At 70.6% G+C, this 16,071-nt stretch carries 14 protein-coding genes; 5 read left to right on the top strand and 9 right to left on the bottom strand.

Features of this window, described 5'->3' with window-relative positions; genetic code table 11:
- The coding region (locus ACHBTE_RS23800) for a cbb3-type cytochrome c oxidase subunit I (RefSeq protein ID WP_394726082.1) at positions 1–302 on the bottom strand (302 nt) is incomplete at its 3' end.
- Positions 299–1,264, bottom strand: a complete 966-nt coding sequence (coxB, locus tag ACHBTE_RS23805; RefSeq protein ID WP_394726083.1) for a cytochrome c oxidase subunit II — start codon at positions 1,262–1,264, stop codon at positions 299–301. The genes ACHBTE_RS23800 and coxB, both read right to left, overlap by 4 nt.
- A 288-nt stretch (positions 1,265–1,552) precedes the next feature.
- Between coxB and ACHBTE_RS23810 the strand changes: the two genes are divergently transcribed.
- Positions 1,553–2,932, top strand: coding sequence for a cysteine desulfurase/sulfurtransferase TusA family protein (locus tag ACHBTE_RS23810; protein ID WP_394726084.1), 1,380 nt, complete (start codon positions 1,553–1,555; stop codon positions 2,930–2,932).
- Positions 2,933–3,038: 106 nt separating this feature from the next.
- Here the strand turns inward: ACHBTE_RS23810 and ACHBTE_RS23815 are convergent, their stop codons facing one another.
- Positions 3,039–4,013 (bottom strand): carbohydrate kinase family protein, encoded by a 975-nt coding sequence (locus ACHBTE_RS23815; RefSeq protein WP_394726085.1) that lies wholly within the window; start codon positions 4,011–4,013, stop codon positions 3,039–3,041.
- A gap of 130 nt (positions 4,014–4,143) precedes the next feature.
- Here ACHBTE_RS23815 and ACHBTE_RS23820 point away from each other — a divergent pair, with 130 nt between their 5' ends.
- Together ACHBTE_RS23820 and ACHBTE_RS23825 are read left to right on the top strand one after the other, a co-directional pair.
- Positions 4,144–4,353, top strand: coding sequence for a hypothetical protein (locus tag ACHBTE_RS23820; protein WP_394726086.1), 210 nt, complete (start codon positions 4,144–4,146; stop codon positions 4,351–4,353).
- Positions 4,354–4,551: 198 nt separating this feature from the next.
- On the top strand, positions 4,552–6,429 hold the full coding sequence (locus ACHBTE_RS23825; RefSeq protein ID WP_394726087.1) for a hypothetical protein: 1,878 nt from the start codon (positions 4,552–4,554) through the stop codon (positions 6,427–6,429).
- Positions 6,430–6,521: 92 nt separating this feature from the next.
- On the opposite strand, the gene ACHBTE_RS23830 is transcribed toward ACHBTE_RS23825, so the two are convergent.
- The gene (locus tag ACHBTE_RS23830; RefSeq protein ID WP_351201280.1) at positions 6,522–6,878 is read right to left on the bottom strand and encodes an iron-sulfur cluster assembly accessory protein; all 357 of its coding nucleotides are present in this window, start codon (positions 6,876–6,878) and stop codon (positions 6,522–6,524) included.
- 351 nt (positions 6,879–7,229) lie between these two features.
- Between ACHBTE_RS23830 and nadA the strand changes: the two genes are divergently transcribed.
- Positions 7,230–8,414 (top strand): quinolinate synthase NadA, encoded by a 1,185-nt coding sequence (gene nadA, locus ACHBTE_RS23835; protein WP_394726088.1) that lies wholly within the window; start codon positions 7,230–7,232, stop codon positions 8,412–8,414.
- Between the two features lie 111 nt (positions 8,415–8,525).
- On the opposite strand, the gene ACHBTE_RS23840 is transcribed toward nadA, so the two are convergent.
- From ACHBTE_RS23840 to ACHBTE_RS23860, 5 genes are all read right to left on the bottom strand, one after another.
- On the bottom strand, positions 8,526–11,654 hold the full coding sequence (locus ACHBTE_RS23840; protein ID WP_394726089.1) for an efflux RND transporter permease subunit: 3,129 nt from the start codon (positions 11,652–11,654) through the stop codon (positions 8,526–8,528).
- A gap of 166 nt (positions 11,655–11,820) precedes the next feature.
- Complete coding sequence (locus ACHBTE_RS23845) at positions 11,821–12,504, bottom strand: response regulator (RefSeq protein ID WP_394726090.1); 684 nt, start codon at positions 12,502–12,504, stop codon at positions 11,821–11,823.
- Positions 12,505–12,586: 82 nt separating this feature from the next.
- Positions 12,587–13,759 (bottom strand): sensor histidine kinase, encoded by a 1,173-nt coding sequence (locus tag ACHBTE_RS23850; protein ID WP_394726091.1) that lies wholly within the window; start codon positions 13,757–13,759, stop codon positions 12,587–12,589.
- A 253-nt stretch (positions 13,760–14,012) separates the two neighbouring features.
- A complete protein-coding gene (locus ACHBTE_RS23855) occupies positions 14,013–14,291 on the bottom strand; it encodes a hypothetical protein (protein WP_388800485.1) in 279 nt (92 codons plus the stop codon).
- Positions 14,292–14,332: 41 nt separating this feature from the next.
- The gene (locus tag ACHBTE_RS23860) at positions 14,333–15,139 is read right to left on the bottom strand and encodes a PspA/IM30 family protein (RefSeq protein WP_394726208.1); all 807 of its coding nucleotides are present in this window, start codon (positions 15,137–15,139) and stop codon (positions 14,333–14,335) included.
- Between the two features lie 249 nt (positions 15,140–15,388).
- Here ACHBTE_RS23860 and ACHBTE_RS23865 point away from each other — a divergent pair, with 249 nt between their 5' ends.
- A complete protein-coding gene (locus tag ACHBTE_RS23865) occupies positions 15,389–16,018 on the top strand; it encodes a DUF3043 domain-containing protein (protein WP_394726092.1) in 630 nt (209 codons plus the stop codon).
- The last annotated feature ends 53 nt before the right edge of the window (positions 16,019–16,071 follow it).

Consider the following 16,071-nt stretch of genomic DNA (forward strand, 5'->3'; position numbering starts at 1 on the left):
GGCGTCGCGAACATCAGCAGCATGATCGTGCCGTGCATCGTGAACGCCTGGTTGAACTGCTCGTTCGACATGATCTGCATGCCGGGACGGGCCAGCTCGGCGCGCATGAGCAGCGCCATCACGCCACCGATCACGAAGAACGCGAACGACGTGACGAGGTACAGCGTTCCGATCGTCTTGTGGTCGGTGGTGGTGAGCCACTTGACCACGACGTTGCCGGGTTGCCGGCGCCTGACCGGCAGCTCGTTCTCGTACGAGTCCTCAGCTGCCGCGGCACCCTGGGGTTCGTTGAGGATGCTCACAGGTTGTTCGTCTCCCGGTTCTTCTCGTGGCTCGTCTGCGCGATGCCGGCGGGAACGTAACCGGTCTGCCCCTTCTTGGCGAGGTCCTTGAGGTGCTGCTCGTAGCGCTCGGGGGAGACGACCTTCACGTTGAACAGCATCCGGGAGTGGTCGACGCCGCACAGCTCGGCGCACTTGCCCATGAAGGTGCCCTCACGGTTGGGGGTCACCTCGAAGGCGTTGGTGTGGCCCGGAATGACGTCCTGCTTCATCAGGAACGGCACCACCCAGAAGGAGTGGATGACGTCCCGCGAGGTGAGGACGAAGCGGACCGTCTTGCCCTTGGGCAGCCACAGGGTGGGGCCCGGGTTGCCCGTCTGCGGGTTCTTGGTGCCGGGGGTGCCGCAGTCGTACACACCGCCGGCGTTCGCCGGGAAGTCCTCCTTGAAGCGGTCCGGGATCGCGTCCAGGTCCTTGGAGGTCTTGGCGTCGCCGGTGGAGCCCTCGACGCTCTCGACCATGTTGAAGCACCAGCTCCACTGGAAGCCGACGACGTTGACGGTGACGTCGGGCTTGTCCTTGAGGCTGAGAAGCTTCGACTCGTCGCGGGCCGTGAAGTAGAACAGGACCGAGACGATGATGAGCGGGACCACCGTGTACAGCGCCTCGATGGGCATGTTGTACCGGGTCTGCGGAGGGACCTCGACCTTGGTGCGGCTGCGCCGGTGGAACATGGCGCTCCACAGGATCAGACCCCACACCAGCACGCCGACGGCGAGCGCAGCCGCCCAGGAACCCTGCCACAGCGAGAGGATCCGCGGAGCCTCTTCTGTGGTCGGGGTGGGCATACCAAGGCGGGGGAAGTCTTCCCAGTTGTACGAGCAACCGGTGGCTGTCGCCAGGACCAGGCCCGCGGTCATTGCCTGCAGCAGCTTCCGCCGCATCGGGCGCCGCGGCGAGCGGTCGGAGCCGTTGGGACTCACGTAGCGCCTTCCCGAGAGTCTCGCCCGCGCGCATCGGCTGCGGCCTGGCCTTCTCGCTGGTCGGTCGCCGCCCTGCGTCGGGCAGGGGTTTGGATGTTTATGCGGACCAAACCCTAGCCGACGCCTTCCAGGGGTTCGCGGGGAGGGGGGCCTAGTGGGGTGGGGTGTTCGCTTGATTGGCGGCTGAGGGCCCGTCGCGGCCTGTCGCGCCCCGCGGCGGAGCCGCTGATGTCGCAGGCCCGCGCCGCTTTGGGGCGCCTCGGTCGAAGGACCATTTAGCGTTGATGTGTGGGCTACTTCGACGCTGCTTCCAGTGCTCCTCTTCACCCTGTTGCCAGGCAGGCTCTTCAGGCTTCCCTCGATGAGGGGTGGGCTGATCCGGCACGCCTCTACCGGGAAGGGCGGCGGGCGCGGTTGCTGCTGGACGCGGCCCGGGAGGCGGCTGCCGAGGCGGTGGGCTGCCGGCCGGACGAGCTGACGTTCACGCCCTCCGGCACCCGGGCCGTCCACACGGGTGTCGCGGGGGTGTTGGCGGGACGCCGGCGGATCGGGCGTCACCTGATCGTGTCCGCCGTCGAACACTCCTCTGTGCTCCATGCGGCTGACGCGCACGAGGCCGATGGGGGGTCGGTCACCCAGGTGGCTGTGGACCGGGGCGGGGCGGTGGGCGCGGGGGCGTATGCGCGGGCCCTTCGGGCGGACACCGCGCTGGCGTGCCTTCAGTCGGCCAACCATGAGGTGGGCACCGAGCAGCCGGTGGCGGAGGTGGCCGCCGCGTGCCAGGAGGCGGGGGTGCCCTTGCTGGTGGACGCGGCGCAGTCGTTGGGGTGGGGACCGGTGGAGGGCGCCTGGTCGGTGCTGGCGGGGAGCGCGCACAAGTGGGGCGGTCCGTCGGGGGTCGGGCTGCTCGTCGTGCGCAAGGGGGTGCGGTTCGCGGCGCAAGGGCCTGCCGACGAGCGGGAGTCGGGGCGGGCGGCCGGGTTCGAGAACATCCCGGCGATCGTCGCCGCGGCGGCCTCACTGCGGGCCGTGCGGGCGGAGGCGGCCCAAGAGGCGGTACGGCTGCGGGAGCTGACGGAGCGGATCCGGGCGCGGGTGCCGGAGCTGGTGCCGGATGTGGAGGTGGTCGGCGATCCGGAGCGACGGCTGCCCGGCATCGTCACCTTCTCCTGTCTCTATGTCGACGGAGAGGCCCTGCTGCACGAACTGGACCGTGCCGGGTTCTCGGTCTCCTCCGGCTCGTCCTGCACCAGCAGCACGCTGACGCCCAGCCATGTGCTGAGGGCGATGGGCGTGCTGAGCGAGGGGAACGTACGGGTGTCCCTGCCGTTCGGGACCGCCGCGGAGGACGTCGAGCGGTTCCTGGAGGTGCTGCCCGTTGCGGTGACCGCGGTGCGGGAGAAGCTGGGGGCGCCGGTGCCGGAGCGGGCCGTACGGGGCGAGGACGTCCTGGTCGTGGACTCCCTCGGCAAGCGCTGCCCGATCCCCGTCATCGAGCTGGCGAAGGTCATCGGGGACGTGCCGGTGGGCGGGCTGGTGCGGGTCCTGTCGGACGACGAGGCGGCCCGCCTGGACATCCCGGCGTGGTGCGAGATGCGGGGGCAGGAGTACGTGGGCGAGGAGCCGGCGGAGAAGGGAACGGTGTATTCGGTCCGCCGGATTGTCTGACCCACCCCGGGTGCGCGGAGGGGGCTGAGCGACCGGCCCAGCCCCCTCGCACCCGCACCCGACAACGAACCCGCCGAGCCAGACGCGTGGTCGCACGCACCCGGCCTCAGCCGAGGTGCTTGCGGACCTCCTCGGCGGCGGTGTCCCCGTACGCCTTGGTGAAGCGGTCCATGAAGTGCGCCCGGCGCAGCTGGTACTCCTGGGTGCCGACGGTCTCGATGACGAGCGTCGCCAGCATGCAGCCGACCTGCGCCGCACGCTCCAGGGACACCCCCCACGCCAGTCCGGACAGGAACCCGGCGCGGAACGCGTCGCCGACGCCCGTGGGGTCGGCCTTGCGCTCCTCCTCGGGGCAGCCGACCTCGATCGGGTCCTGGCCCGCCCGCTCGATGCGCACGCCCCGCGCGCCCAGGGTGGTGACGCGGTGGCCGACCCGGCCGAGGATCTCCTCGTCCGTCCAGCCGGTCTTGGTCTCGATGAGGCCCTTCTCGTACTCGTTCGAGAAGAGGTACGTCGCTCCGTCGAGCAGTATCCGGATCTCGTCGCCGTCCATGCGGGCGATCTGCTGCGAGAAGTCGGCGGCGAAGGGGATCTCGCGGGAGCGGCACTCCTCCGTGTGGCGGAGCATGCCCTCGGGGTCGTCGGCGCCGATGAGGACCAGATCGAGGCCGCCGACGCGGTCCGCGACGGTCTTCAGCTCGATCAGGCGGGCCTCGCTCATGGCACCCGTGTAGAAGGAGCCGATCTGGTTGTGGTCGGCGTCGGTGGTGCAGACGAAGCGGGCGGTGTGCAGGGTCTCGGAGATACGGACCGAGCCGGTGTCGACGCCGTGCCGGTCCAGCCAGGCACGGTATTCGTCGAAATCGGAGCCGGCGGCGCCGACGAGGATCGGCTGTGTGCCCAGCTGGCCCATACCGAAGGCGATGTTCGCGCCTACGCCACCCCGGCGTACGTCCAGATTGTCGACCAGGAAGGAGAGCGAGACCGTGTGCAGCTGGTCCGCGACGAGTTGGTCGGCAAAGCGGCCGGGGAAGGTCATGAGGTGGTCGGTGGCGATGGAGCCGGTGACTGCGATGCGCACGGCGTGGAGTCTCCTGCGGGGAGGTTGGGTTGACAGTCCACGCTACCGTTCGTGACGGGGTCGCTGAAGTGGCCAAAACTACCCGATAGTAGATCTTTCTTCGCAGGCTCTGGCGTGTCTACGGTGCCCTATGACGAAATTCGAGGTCCACGCCCCCGCCCCGGCCGACCCCGAGACCGGCCTGGCGTCACTGCTCGGCGACTGCGCGCGGATGGCACCCCACTGGGCCGCCCCCGACCGCGTCCTTCCCCGCCCGGTCCCCCTGTCACTCATCCATGGGGTCACCGTGCCACCGAGGTCGGCGCGGCTGCTGGACGCCATGTCGGACTACGGCGACTGACCGGGGGCCGATCGAAGCACGGCGGCTCGTCCGGCTCCGGCGGCCGGATCGGCGCCTTTCAGGGAACCGCGCGCTCCCCCGCTGCGTCCCATCGCTGTCCCCCGTAAAGGGGATGCGGGATACGACCCGACGGACCGACCTTTTTGACAGGGTCTGGTCAGGGTCATGGGACATGTGCGCAGCCGAAGGAGCGATGCGGTGAACACCGAGCGACCCGAGAACGACGACACGGGCGCCGACGGCTCCGCCGAGGAGCGGGACGCCCGGCAGGAGAAGGGCGCCGCTGGTACCGAGGCTCTTGGCGCGGCGGCCGAGGGTGAGCGGGACGGCGGGGAGAGCGGGGCCGACGGCGGGGAGACCGGGGCCGAGGCCGAGCGGAGCGGCTCCGCCGCCGCCGACGCAGGTGAGCGGGCGGGTGCCGGCGAGGGGGAAGGCGCCGGCGAAGGGGCCGGTGAGCAGGAAGGCCCCGGCGAGGAGGCCGGTGACGTCGCGCAGGCCCATGACGTCACGCCGGGTGGTGACTACGGAGCGGAGGGAGCCGCTGCTTCCGCTTCCCCTTCCGCCTCCGCCTCCGCCTCCGGCGAGGGTGAACTCGCCCGTTCCGGCCGGCGCCGCTCCCCCGCCGTCATCGCCTCCGTCGCCGCCGCCGTGCTGCTCGTCGGCGGGGGCGGGGCGTATCTCGCCGCGAACGCGTCCGGGGGCTCGGACGGCGGTACGGCCTCCTCCGCGCCCGGCGCCGACACTCCCCCGCCGCTCCGCCTGGACGGCTACACCGGGGGCGACTCCGGAGGCACGGGCGGCATCGCGCCGGGGGAGCCCAACCCCTACGGCGTGACCTACGAGGCCGACGGCGAGCTCCCGGACGGGCCCGGCTCGGCGCCGGTGTACCGAGCGGGGGGCGAGGTCGGCAAGGCCGAGGTGGCGCGGCTGGCCGAGGCGCTCGGGGTGGACGGGACGCCGGTGGCACAGGGGCAGACCTGGCGTGTCGGCACGAAGGACGGGGCCGGTCCCAGTCTCCAGGTGAACAAGCAGGCGCCGGGAACCTGGTCGTTCCACCGCTACGCCCCTGGCGGCGACAACTGCCGGAGCACCACCGTCTGCAACAAGACACCCGGCACGGCCGCCGCCGACCCCGTCGGCGAGGAGGCCGCGCTGAAGGCCGCCGCACCGGTGCTCGAGGCGGTGGGTCAGGGTGACGCGAAGCGCGACGCGAGCCAGCTGATGGGCTCCCAGCGGGTGGTCAACGCCAACCCCGTGATCGACGGTCTGCCCACCTACGGCTGGACGACCGGCGTGACGGTGGGTGCCGACGGGACGGTGGTCGGCGGGAGCGGCCAGTTGAAGGCGCCGGTGAAGGGGAACACGTACCCCGTGCTGGATGCCGAGAAGACGCTCGGGCTGATGAACGCGGCGCCGGGAGCCGGCCACCGCACGGACATCGGGGGCTGCGCCAGCACCGCCCCGCTGAAGGACCGGCCCGAGGCGCCGTGCGGGGCCGAGGCGTCGACCGGCGCGCCGGCGAAGGACACCGTCACGGTCGAGAAGGCGGTGTTCGGGCTGGCCGCGCACCAGGTGGACGCCCGGCAGGCGCTGGTGCCGTCCTGGCTGTTCGAGGTGCGTACGCCGGGCGCGCAGGACAGTTTCACGGTGACGCATCCGGCGATCGACCCGGAGTACCTGACCTCGGCCACGCCGTCGCAGGAGCCGACGGGGCAGCCGACCCCGCGGCCGAGCGGGCCGAAGGACGACCCGACGTCGGAGCCCGTCACCCGGAATGTGACGGTCGACGGCTACACGGTGGACGGCCGCGAGCTGACCGTGACCTTCACGGGCGGGGTCTGCGCCGACTACAAGGTGACGGTCGACGAGAGCGGCGACGAGGTGACGGTCCGGGTGACCGAGACCTCGCAGCCGGAGAAGGTCTGCATCATGATCGCGAAGGTGTTCCACAAGACCGTGCAGCTCGACGAGCCGCTCGGTGACCGCAAGGTCGTGGGCACGGACGGCCAGGCGGTCCCATTGGAGAAGCCGGGGAGCAAGCTGCCGGACGCGCCGCAGACGTCCGGGGCCCGGTAAGGGCTCGCGGACACAGGAAGGCGGCGGCCCCGTCGGAGGGGGTCGCCGCCTTTCCTTGCGTCAGCCGGACTCGGCCGGGCGCTCAGCCGCGCTCAGCTGAAGGAGTCGCCGCAGGCGCAGGAGCCCGTCGCGTTCGGGTTGTCGATCGTGAAGCCCTGCTTCTCGATCGTGTCCACGAAGTCGATGGACGCGCCGCCCAGGTACGGGGCGCTCATACGGTCGGTGACGACCTTGACTCCGTCGAAGTCCTTGACGACGTCGCCGTCGAGCGAGCGCTCGTCGAAGAAGAGCTGGTAGCGCAGGCCGGAGCAGCCGCCGGGCTGAACGGCGACACGCAGCGCGAGGTCTTCGCGGCCTTCCTGGTCGAGCAGGGCCTTGACCTTGGCCGCGGCGGCGTCACTCAGGATGATGCCGTCGGTGGCGGTGCTGGTCTCGTCCGATACGGACATCTACATCTCTCCCGGGTTGTACGGAGACTGCTTGCCGACGAGTGCAACCGGCGGGGCCGCGGATTCATTCCGGGGCCGGGCGCTTGTCTTTCCGTCTTTCTTCATGCTCGCACACGGCGTGCGAAGCGGAAAACGTCGCGTGGCGGAAGGCACCGACGCGGTGTCGGGGAATACGCGGGCCCGTCACCGGGATTCACGTCACATCGACATGATGGCCATCGTCAAACTGACGTGAACCGGTTATGATAGATAGCGTCAAATCGACGAGAAGTCGATGAAGGTGTCCCGCTTGACCCGCCGGGCCCGGTCCTACCGGTCCCGGCGAGCCGCAGAACAGAAAGGGTGCGTGTCGTGACCACCGCCCAGACCCAGGAGCTCGACGTACAGCCGACGCCCCTCGCCCTGCTGCTGCTCGGCCGTGAGGCCGACCCCAGGAGTGAGCGCGGTGTCGAGTGTCCCGGTGACCTGCCGTCGCCGTCCGACCCGGACCTGGTCGAGCGCGCCCGCGCCGCCAAGGAGAAGCTCGGCAACAAGGTCTTCGTGCTCGGCCACCACTACCAGCGCGACGAGGTCATCCAGTTCGCGGATGTCACCGGCGACTCCTTCAAGCTGGCCCGCGACGCCGCCGCCCGCCCGGAGGCCGAGTACATCGTCTTCTGCGGCGTGCACTTCATGGCGGAATCCGCGGACATCCTGACCTCCGAGGACCAGAAGGTCGTCCTGCCCGACCTCGCCGCCGGCTGCTCGATGGCCGACATGGCGACGGCCGAGCAGGTCGCCGAGTGCTGGGACGTGCTGACCGAGGCCGGCATAGCCGAGCAGGTCGTGCCCGTCTCGTACATGAACTCGTCCGCGGACATCAAGGCGTTCACGGGCAAGCACGGCGGCACGATCTGCACCTCCTCGAACGCCGAGCGGGCCCTGGACTGGGCCTTCGAGCAGGGCGAGAAGGTCCTCTTCCTGCCGGATCAGCACCTCGGCCGCAACACCGCCGTCCGCGACATGGGCATGTCGCTGGAGGACTGCGTCGTCTACAACCCGCACAAGCCGAACGGCGGGCTGACGGCCGACGAGCTGCGCGCCGCGAAGATGATCCTGTGGCGCGGCCACTGCTCGGTGCACGGCCGCTTCAGCCTCGACTCGGTCAACGACGTGCGCGAACGCATCCCGGGCGTCAATGTCCTGGTCCACCCCGAGTGCAAGCACGAGGTGGTGGCCGCCGCCGACTACGTCGGTTCGACGGAGTACATCATCAAGGCCCTGGAGGCGGCCCCGGCCGGCTCCAAGTGGGCCATCGGCACCGAGCTGAACCTGGTCCGCCGCCTGGCGAACCGTTTCGCGCCCGAGGGCAAGGAGATCGTCTTCCTCGACAAGACGGTCTGCTTCTGCTCGACCATGAACCGCATCGACCTCCCCCACCTGGTGTGGGCCCTGGAGTCGCTGGCCGAGGGCAATCTCGTCAACCGGATCGAGGTCGACAAGGAGACCGAGGCGTTCGCGAAGCTGGCGCTGGAGCGGATGCTGGCGCTGCCTTAAGCGCCCGCGCGGGGGGCGTGGAGCGCTCGGGACACATCACGGCACAACGGCGGAGGCCGGGTACCGAACCCTCGACGGTTCGGTACCCGGCCTCCTTCGGGATGGGGCCGGTCACACGGACGCGGTCTCCGGCTCGTCCGAAGCCGACGTCGGCTCGGCGGGGGTCCCCGCCTTCTTCGCCCGCTTCGCCGCACGCTTCTTCGCCCGGCGCTCCTTGCGGAGTTCCAGGATCGTGTAGAGCGTCGGGACGAGGAGCAGGGTCAGCATGGTCGACGTGATCAGACCGCCGATCACCACCACCGCCAGCGGCTGGGCGATGAAGCCGCCCTCGCCGGTGACGCCCAGCGCCATCGGCAGCAGGGCGAAGATCGTCGCCAGGGCCGTCATCAGGATGGGGCGCAGGCGGTGGCGACCGCCCTCGATGACCGCCTCGACGACGCCGTAGCCCTGGCTGCGGTACTGGTTGATCAGGTCGATCAGCACGATCGCGTTCGTCACCACGATGCCGATCAGCATCAGCATGCCGATCATCGCGGGGACGCCCATCGGGGTGCCGGTCGCCACCAGGAGGCCGATCGCGCCCGTCGCCGCGAACGGGATGGACACGAGCAGGATCAGGGGCTGGACGAGGGAGCGGAACGTCGCCACGAGGAGCATGAAGACGATCGCGATCGCCGCCAGCATCGCCAGGCCCAGGTTGGCGAACGCCTCGTCCTGGTCCTCGGAGACACCGCCGATCGAGGCCGTCGCGCCCGCCGGGAGCGTCAGGCCGTTGATCTCGGACTGGAGGGCCGCGCTCACCGCGCCCGTGTTGTCGCCGGTCGGCTTGGCCGTGATCGTGGCGGCGCGCTGGCCGTCGATACGGGTCATCGAGACCGGGCCGTCCACCAGCTTCACCTCGGCGATGTCACCCAGCTTCACCGGGCCGAGGCGCAGCGCCTGAAGCTCCTTCAGGGTCTTCGCCGGCTTGGCCGACTTGATGACGATGTCCCGCTCGGTGTCGTCGATCGTCGCCTGGGCGGCCGTGTTGCCGCGCACCGCCTGGGCGACGGCGAGACCGAGGGTCTGCTGGTCGAAGCCCGCGGCAGCCGCCTTGTCGTTGGCCTTCACGGAAACGCGCGGCACGCTCTGCGCCAGGTCGCTGGTCACGTCGGTGACGTCGTCCAGGCCGGCCACCGCCTTGCGGACCTCCTCGGACGCCTTGCGCAGCACCGTCGGGTCGGCCGCCTTGACGACCACGCTGAGGTCCTGGGCGCCGAAGCCGTCACCGGCGGCGATGGTGGTCGTGCCGATGCCGTCGAGCTTCTTCAGACCCGACTCGATGCGGTCCTGCACGTCCTCGTACGACGCCGACTCCTCCAGCATCACCTGGTAGGACGCCTGGTTGGTGTCGGTGCCGCCGCCGAAGGCCGCCATGAAGCCGGACGAGCCGACCGTGACCTGGTAGTCCTTGACGCCCTTGGTGTCGGCGAGCAGCCGCTCGACGCGCCGGGCCTGTTCATCGGTCGCCGCCAGGCTCGTGCCCGGCTTCAACTCCTGCTTGACGGTGAGGACTTCCTGCTCGCCCTGGTCGAAGAAGTTCGTCTTCAGCAGCGGCGCCATGCCGAACGTGCCGACGAGGACGACGATCGCGAGCAGCACGCTGGTGAGCCGGCGGCGGGTCGCGAACCGCAGGACGGGGACGTAGAGACGCTGGAGCCTGCTCTTCGCCTCCTTCTCCTCCGCCACCCGGCGCGCTTCCTCGGCGTCCTCGGGTGTGCCCTTGGGCGGGCGCAGGAACCAGTACGACAGGACGGGTACGACCGTCAGCGAGACCAGCAGCGACGCCAGCAGCGCGGCCGTCACGGTCAGGCTGAACGAGCCGAACAGCTCGCCCACCATGCCGCCGACCAGGCCGATCGGCAGGAAGACGGCGACCGTGGTGAGGGTGGAGGAGGTGACGGCGCCGGCGACCTCACGGACCGCCTTGAGGATGGCCTCCTCGCGCTCCTCGCCGTAGCCGAGGTGCCGCTTGATGTTCTCCAGGACCACGATCGAGTCGTCGACCACCCGGCCGATGGCGATCGTGAGCGCGCCGAGCGTCAGCATGTTCAGGGACAGGTCCCTGGTCCACAGCACGATCAGCGCGAGGACCACCGACAGCGGGATGGAGACGGCCGTCACCAGCGTCGAGCGGATCGACGCGAGGAAGACCAGGATGACGAGGACCGCGAAGAGCAGGCCGAGCGCGCCCTCGGTCGTCAGACCGTCGATGGACTTCGCGACCGCCGGGCCCTGGTCGCTGACCACGGTGAGCGTGGCGTCGGCGCCGAGGTCCTTGCGCAGCTCGGGGAGCTTGTCCTCGACCGCGTCCGAGATGGCGACCGCGCTGCCGTCGCGGTCCATGGTGACCGCGACCGCGAGGGACGGCTTGCCGTCCGTGCGGGTGATGGAGTCGGCCGGGGCCGGCTGCTGCTCGACGGTGGCCACCGCACCGAGGCGGACGGGCTTGTCGGCGTCCTCGCCCTTGACCATCAGGTCCTTGATCTGCTCCAGCGAGGTGAAGCCGCCGCCCACCTGGACGGTGCGATTGCCGCCGTCCTCGTCGAAGGAGCCGGCCGGGACGGTGGCGCCGCCGGCCTTGAGGGCTTCGGCGAGGGCCGCCGAAGTCAGGCCCGCCTTCGCCAGCTTCGCGTCGTCGGGGGTCACGGTGACCTGGAGGTCGCGTACGCCGTCGATGGTGACCTGGCCGACGCCGTCGATGTCCTTCAGGTCGGGCACGAGCGTGCGCTCGATCCGGTCGGCCAGGGCCTGCTGGTCCCGGTCGGAGGTGACGGCGAGGACGACGGTCGGGATGTCGTCCGTGGAACCGGCGATGACCTGCGGGTCCACATCGTCGGGCAGCTGGACGCGGGCCCGGTTGACGGCCTGCTGGACGTCCGCGACGAGCTGCTTGTTGTCGGGGCCGTAATCGAAGGACGCCATGATCACGGCGTTGCCCTCGCTGGCCGTGGCGGTGACGCCGGTGATGCCGTCGACGGCTTCGAGGCTGTCCTCGATGGGCTGGACGACCTGCTTCTCGACCACGTCCGGCGACGCTCCCTGGTAGGGGGCGAGCACGGACACCATGGGCAGTTCGATGGAGGGCAGCAACTGCTGCTTGAGTTGGGGTATCGCGATCGCCCCGAAGGCCAGCGCGATGATCGAGATCAGGCCGACGAGGGCGCGTTGGGCGAGGCTGAACCTGGACAGCCAGGACATGGGTCAGGGTCTCTCTTCTGTGAGCGGCAGAAGTGGCAGGGGCGTCCGTGACACACATGTGAGCGCCCGTCCCTACACCCTGAGCCATCCGGGAGCCCGGTTTCCTAGGCCCCAGGTCCATTTCCTTATGCGGCGCATACTCCGGGTGCAGTACACCGCTTCGGCTTCACTCCACCCTTGGACGGACCAGCCCCGATTCGTACGCGATCACCACCAGCTGCGCCCGGTCGCGGGCGCCGAGCTTGGACATGGCCCGGTTGACGTGCGTCTTCACGGTCAGCGGGCTGACCTCGAGGCGCTCGGCGATCTCGTCGTTGGAGTGCCCGCCGGCCACCTGGACCAGCACCTCGCGCTCCCGCCCGGTGAGGGCGTCGAGCCGCTCGGCGCCCGCGGTGTCGCGCTCACCGTCCGCGGTGTCGCCCTGGGCGAGGAAGCGGGCGATCAGACCCTTGGTGGCGGCCGGGGAGAGCAGGGCCTCGCCGCCTGCCGCGATGCGGATGGCGTTGAGCAGCTCGTCCGGTTCCGAGCCCTTGCCGAGGAAGCCGGAGGCGCCGGCGCGCAGCGACTGCACGACGTAGTCGTCGACCTCGAAGGTGGTCAGGATGACCACGCGGACCTGGGCGAGGGCGGGGTCGGCGCTGATCATGCGGGTGGCGGCGAGGCCGTCGGTGCCGGGCATCCGGATGTCCATCAGAACGACGTCCGCCCGTTGCTCCTTGGCCAGCCGCACCGCCTCCGAGCCGTCGGACGCCTCACCGACGACCTCCATGTCGGGCTCGGAGTCCACGAGCACACGGAAGGCGCTGCGCAGCAGGGCCTGGTCGTCGGCGAGCAGGACGCGGATGGTCATGCGGGATCCTCGGCGGGGCGTGGGGCGGACGGCTTGGCTTCATATGAACTTCCGCGGGGTGCCCGGGAGTTCCGCCGCCCACTCATCCGGTGTCTTCCGTCGTGCCCGCGCGGCCCTTGACCGGCAGGATCGCGTGGACGCGGAAGCCGCCGCCGTAGCGCGGGCCGGTGGTGAGGGTGCCGCCCAGGGCAGTGACGCGTTCGCGCATGCCGAGCAGGCCGTGGCCGCCGCCGGCAGGGGGTTCGTCGTCGCCGGCCCCGTCGTCCAGGACGGTGATCTCGACGTTCGGGCCCACCCGGACGACGCTCACCTCGGCCTTGGCGCCGGGGCCCGCGTGCTTCTGCACATTGGTGAGGGCCTCCTGGATGACCCGGTAGGCGGCCAGATCCACGGCGGCGGGGAGCGTGGTGCCCTGGTCGGCGCGGGCGACCTCGACCTGGAGGCCCGCGCTGCGGAAGGTGCCGGCGAGTTCGTCGAGGCGTTCGAGACCGGGGGCGGGTTCGGTGGGGGCCTCGGGGTCGCCGGACTGTCTCAGCAGGCCGACGGTGGCGCGGAGTTCGTTGAGCGCGGAGCGGCTGGCCTCGCGTACGTGGGCGAGGGCCTCCTTGGCCTGGTCGGGGCGTTTGTCCATGACGTGGGTGGCGACTCCGGCCTGCACATTGACCAGGGCGATGTGGTGGGCGACGACGTCGTGCAGGTCACGGGCGATGCGCAGGCGTTCCTCGGCGACCCGGCGGCGGGCCTCCTCCTCGCGGGTGCGCTCGGCTCGTTCAGCACGTTCGCGGATGGCGGCGACGACGGCACGGCGGCTGCGGACCGCGTCGCCGGCGGTGGCGCCGATGCCGGTCCAGGCGAGGATGGCGAGGTTCTCCTGGGCGTACCAGGGCAGCGGGCCGGCGAGCATGGCGGAGCCGGTCAGCACGGTCATGGTGAGCAGGCCGACGCGCCAGGTGGTGGACCGGTCGGTGGTGGAGGCGACGGTGTAGAGGGCGATGACCGCGGACATGGCCACGGGGGCGCGGGGGTCGCCGGTGACGGACTCGACGAGGGAGACGCCGCCGGTGAGGGCGAGCACCGTGATGGGGGCGCGGCGGCGGAAGACCAGGGCCGCGGAGGCGAGGGTGATCAGTACGAGGCTCAGGGCGTCGGGGGTGCGCAGGCCCCAGCTGACGCCGCTGTCTCCGTGCGGGTCCACGAACGAGCCGGCCACCATGCAGGCCAGTACGGCGACCGCGAGCGCCGCGTCCAGCGCCATGGGGTGCGCCTTGAGGTGACGCCTGGCGCGTTCCCATGCGGGGCTCGGAGCGGGGGCCAACTGGACGTCCTCGTGTCGTGCGCGGCGTAACGGTGGGCGGGCGCCCGGGCCCGGCGCGCCCCCGGACCCTCGCTCCTGCCCTCAAGGGTCTTGTCCGCGAACGCGGGACGGGTCGGACGGGTTGGAGAACCCGCCGGTCCGGACGGGTCGGACGGGTCGGACGGGTTCGCCGGTCCGGACGGGCCGGACGGTCTCACCCCGGGATCAGGCCGTCGTCGCTCAGCAGCTCCCGGACCTCCTCCAGGGTCGCGTCCGGCGACGGCAGGATGAGTTCCGAGGGCTCCAGGGAGTCGTCGGGCAGCGGGTCGCCCAGTTCGCGGACCTTGGCGAGGAGGGCGGCGAGGGTGCGGCGGAAGCCCGGACCGTCGCCGTTCTCCATTTCGCGCAGGAGCTCGTCGTCGAGTTTGTTCAGCTCGGGCAGGTGGCTGTCGGACAGCTTCACCTGCCCCTCACCCATGATCCGGACGATCATGTCGCCCATCGCGCCCTCCTCGGCGTGGGCCCCGCCGTCGGCTACTGCTTGTCGAAGCGCGGGGTGTCCTGCGGCTGCTGCTGGGACTGCGGCTGGGACTGCGCCTGGCCGGTGCCGCCCTCGATCGCCTGCTGCGACGACGAGCCTCCCGCGAGCTCGGCCTTCATGCGCTGGAGTTCCAGCTCTACATCCGTACCACCGGAGAGCCGGTCCAGCTCGGCCTGGAGGTCGTCCTTGTGCATGCCGGACTGGTCGTCCAGGGCGCCCGAGGCCAGCAGCTCGTCGATCGCTCCGGCGCGGGCCTGGAGCTGGGCCGTCTTGTCCTCGGCGCGCTGGATGGCCAGGCCGACGTCGCCCATCTCCTCCGAGATGCCCGAGAATGCCTCGCCGATGCGGGTCTGGGCCTGGGCCGCGGTGTAGGTGGCCTTGATCGTCTCCTTCTTGGTGCGAAAGGCGTCGACCTTCGCCTGAAGGCGCTGCGCCGCGAGGGTGAGCTTCTCCTCCTCGCCCTGGAGCGTGGCGTGCTGGGTCTCCAGGTCCGTCACCTGCTGCTGGAGGGCGGCGCGGCGGGACAGCGCCTCACGGGCCAGGTCCTCACGGCCCAGCGCGAGCGCCTTGCGGCCCTGGTCCTCCAGCTTCGACGACTGCTGCTGGAGTTGGTTGAGCTGGAGTTCCAGGCGCTTGCGGGACGTGGCCACGTCGGCTACGCCACGGCGGACCTTCTGGAGCAGCTCCAGCTGCTTCTGGTACGAATAATCGAGGGTTTCGCGCGGGTCCTCGGCCCGGTCAAGGGCCTTGTTCGCCTTCGCGCGGAAGATCATCCCCATACGCTTCATGACACCGCTCATGGGCTTCGCGCGCCCCCTTCTGACGGACTCCAGCTCCAGCTGCTGCGACAGAACCCACAGTACGGGCCCTGCATCCATTGACGCACTGTTCGGGGACGGATGCGCTCATCCCCAAGGACGACTGCCTGCGCTCCTGCTCCGGCGTGAGGAGTAGGTGACTCCCGGGTGCCGGACGGACCGTCTGCGCCGTCCCTCTGTCCCCCTACGACGACTGGCGTTGCCGGATCGTTCCCCGCCGGGCTGACGTCCATGCCCCGCCACCCCGTACCCTTGGGTTTTGTGTTCCGTAGCCGTGCCAAGGAAGAGAAGGCCCAGGACGCCGACAAGGCGCTGGTGACCGACTCCACTCAGACCCGTCACCCCGAAGCCCCGAAGGGCCGCCCCACGCCCAAGCGCAGTGCGGCCCAGTCGCAGCGTCGCAGCGTGGCCAACACGTCGATGACGCGCAAGGAGGCCGCCAAGCGCCAGCGCGAGGAGCGCCGGGCCGCCCTGGAGAAGCAGCGCCAGGCGCTGGCCGGGGGCGACGAGCGGTATCTGCCGGCCCGTGACAAGGGTCCGGTCCGCAAGTTCGCGCGTGACTTCATCGACTCGCGCTTCAACATCGCGGAGTTCTTCCTGCCGATGGCCGTGGTCATCCTCGTGCTGAGCATGGTCCGGGTGGCGTCGCTCCAGAACATCGCGCTGCTGCTGTGGCTCATCGTGATCGTGCTGATCGTGCTCGACTCGGTCGTCACCGGCGTCCGGATCAAGAAGCAGCTCGCGCAGCGCTTCCCCGACGACAACAAGCGCGGCGCGGTGGCCTACGCGCTGATGCGCTCCCTGCAGATGCGTCGGCTCCGGCTGCCGAAGCCGCAGGTCAAGCGCGGAGAGCGGCCCTGAGCACAACCGCTTTTCCCGGGGGTGCGGCCGATGCCCGGCTGAACGAGCCAGGT

It is taken from the genome of Streptomyces sp. M41 (assembly GCF_043673425.1).
Classification (GTDB): Bacteria; Actinomycetota; Actinomycetes; order Streptomycetales; family Streptomycetaceae; genus Streptomyces.

What these genes read in the sequence shown, in the direction of transcription:
- ACHBTE_RS23840 (WP_394726089.1), bottom strand. Translation starts at nt 11,654, where the DNA reads ATGTCCTGGCTGTCCAGGTTCAGCCTCGCCCAACGCGCCCTCGTCGGC.
- ACHBTE_RS23865 (WP_394726092.1), top strand. Translation starts at nt 15,389, where the DNA reads ATGCCCCGCCACCCCGTACCCTTGGGTTTTGTGTTCCGTAGCCGTGCC.
- ACHBTE_RS23850 (WP_394726091.1), bottom strand. Translation starts at nt 13,759, where the DNA reads ATGGCGCTGGACGCGGCGCTCGCGGTCGCCGTACTGGCCTGCATGGTG.
- ACHBTE_RS23820 (WP_394726086.1), top strand. Translation starts at nt 4,144, where the DNA reads ATGACGAAATTCGAGGTCCACGCCCCCGCCCCGGCCGACCCCGAGACC.
- ACHBTE_RS23830 (WP_351201280.1), bottom strand. Translation starts at nt 6,878, where the DNA reads ATGTCCGTATCGGACGAGACCAGCACCGCCACCGACGGCATCATCCTG.
- ACHBTE_RS23860 (WP_394726208.1), bottom strand. Translation starts at nt 15,139, where the DNA reads ATGAGCGGTGTCATGAAGCGTATGGGGATGATCTTCCGCGCGAAGGCG.
- ACHBTE_RS23855 (WP_388800485.1), bottom strand. Translation starts at nt 14,291, where the DNA reads ATGATCGTCCGGATCATGGGTGAGGGGCAGGTGAAGCTGTCCGACAGC.
- ACHBTE_RS23845 (WP_394726090.1), bottom strand. Translation starts at nt 12,504, where the DNA reads ATGACCATCCGCGTCCTGCTCGCCGACGACCAGGCCCTGCTGCGCAGC.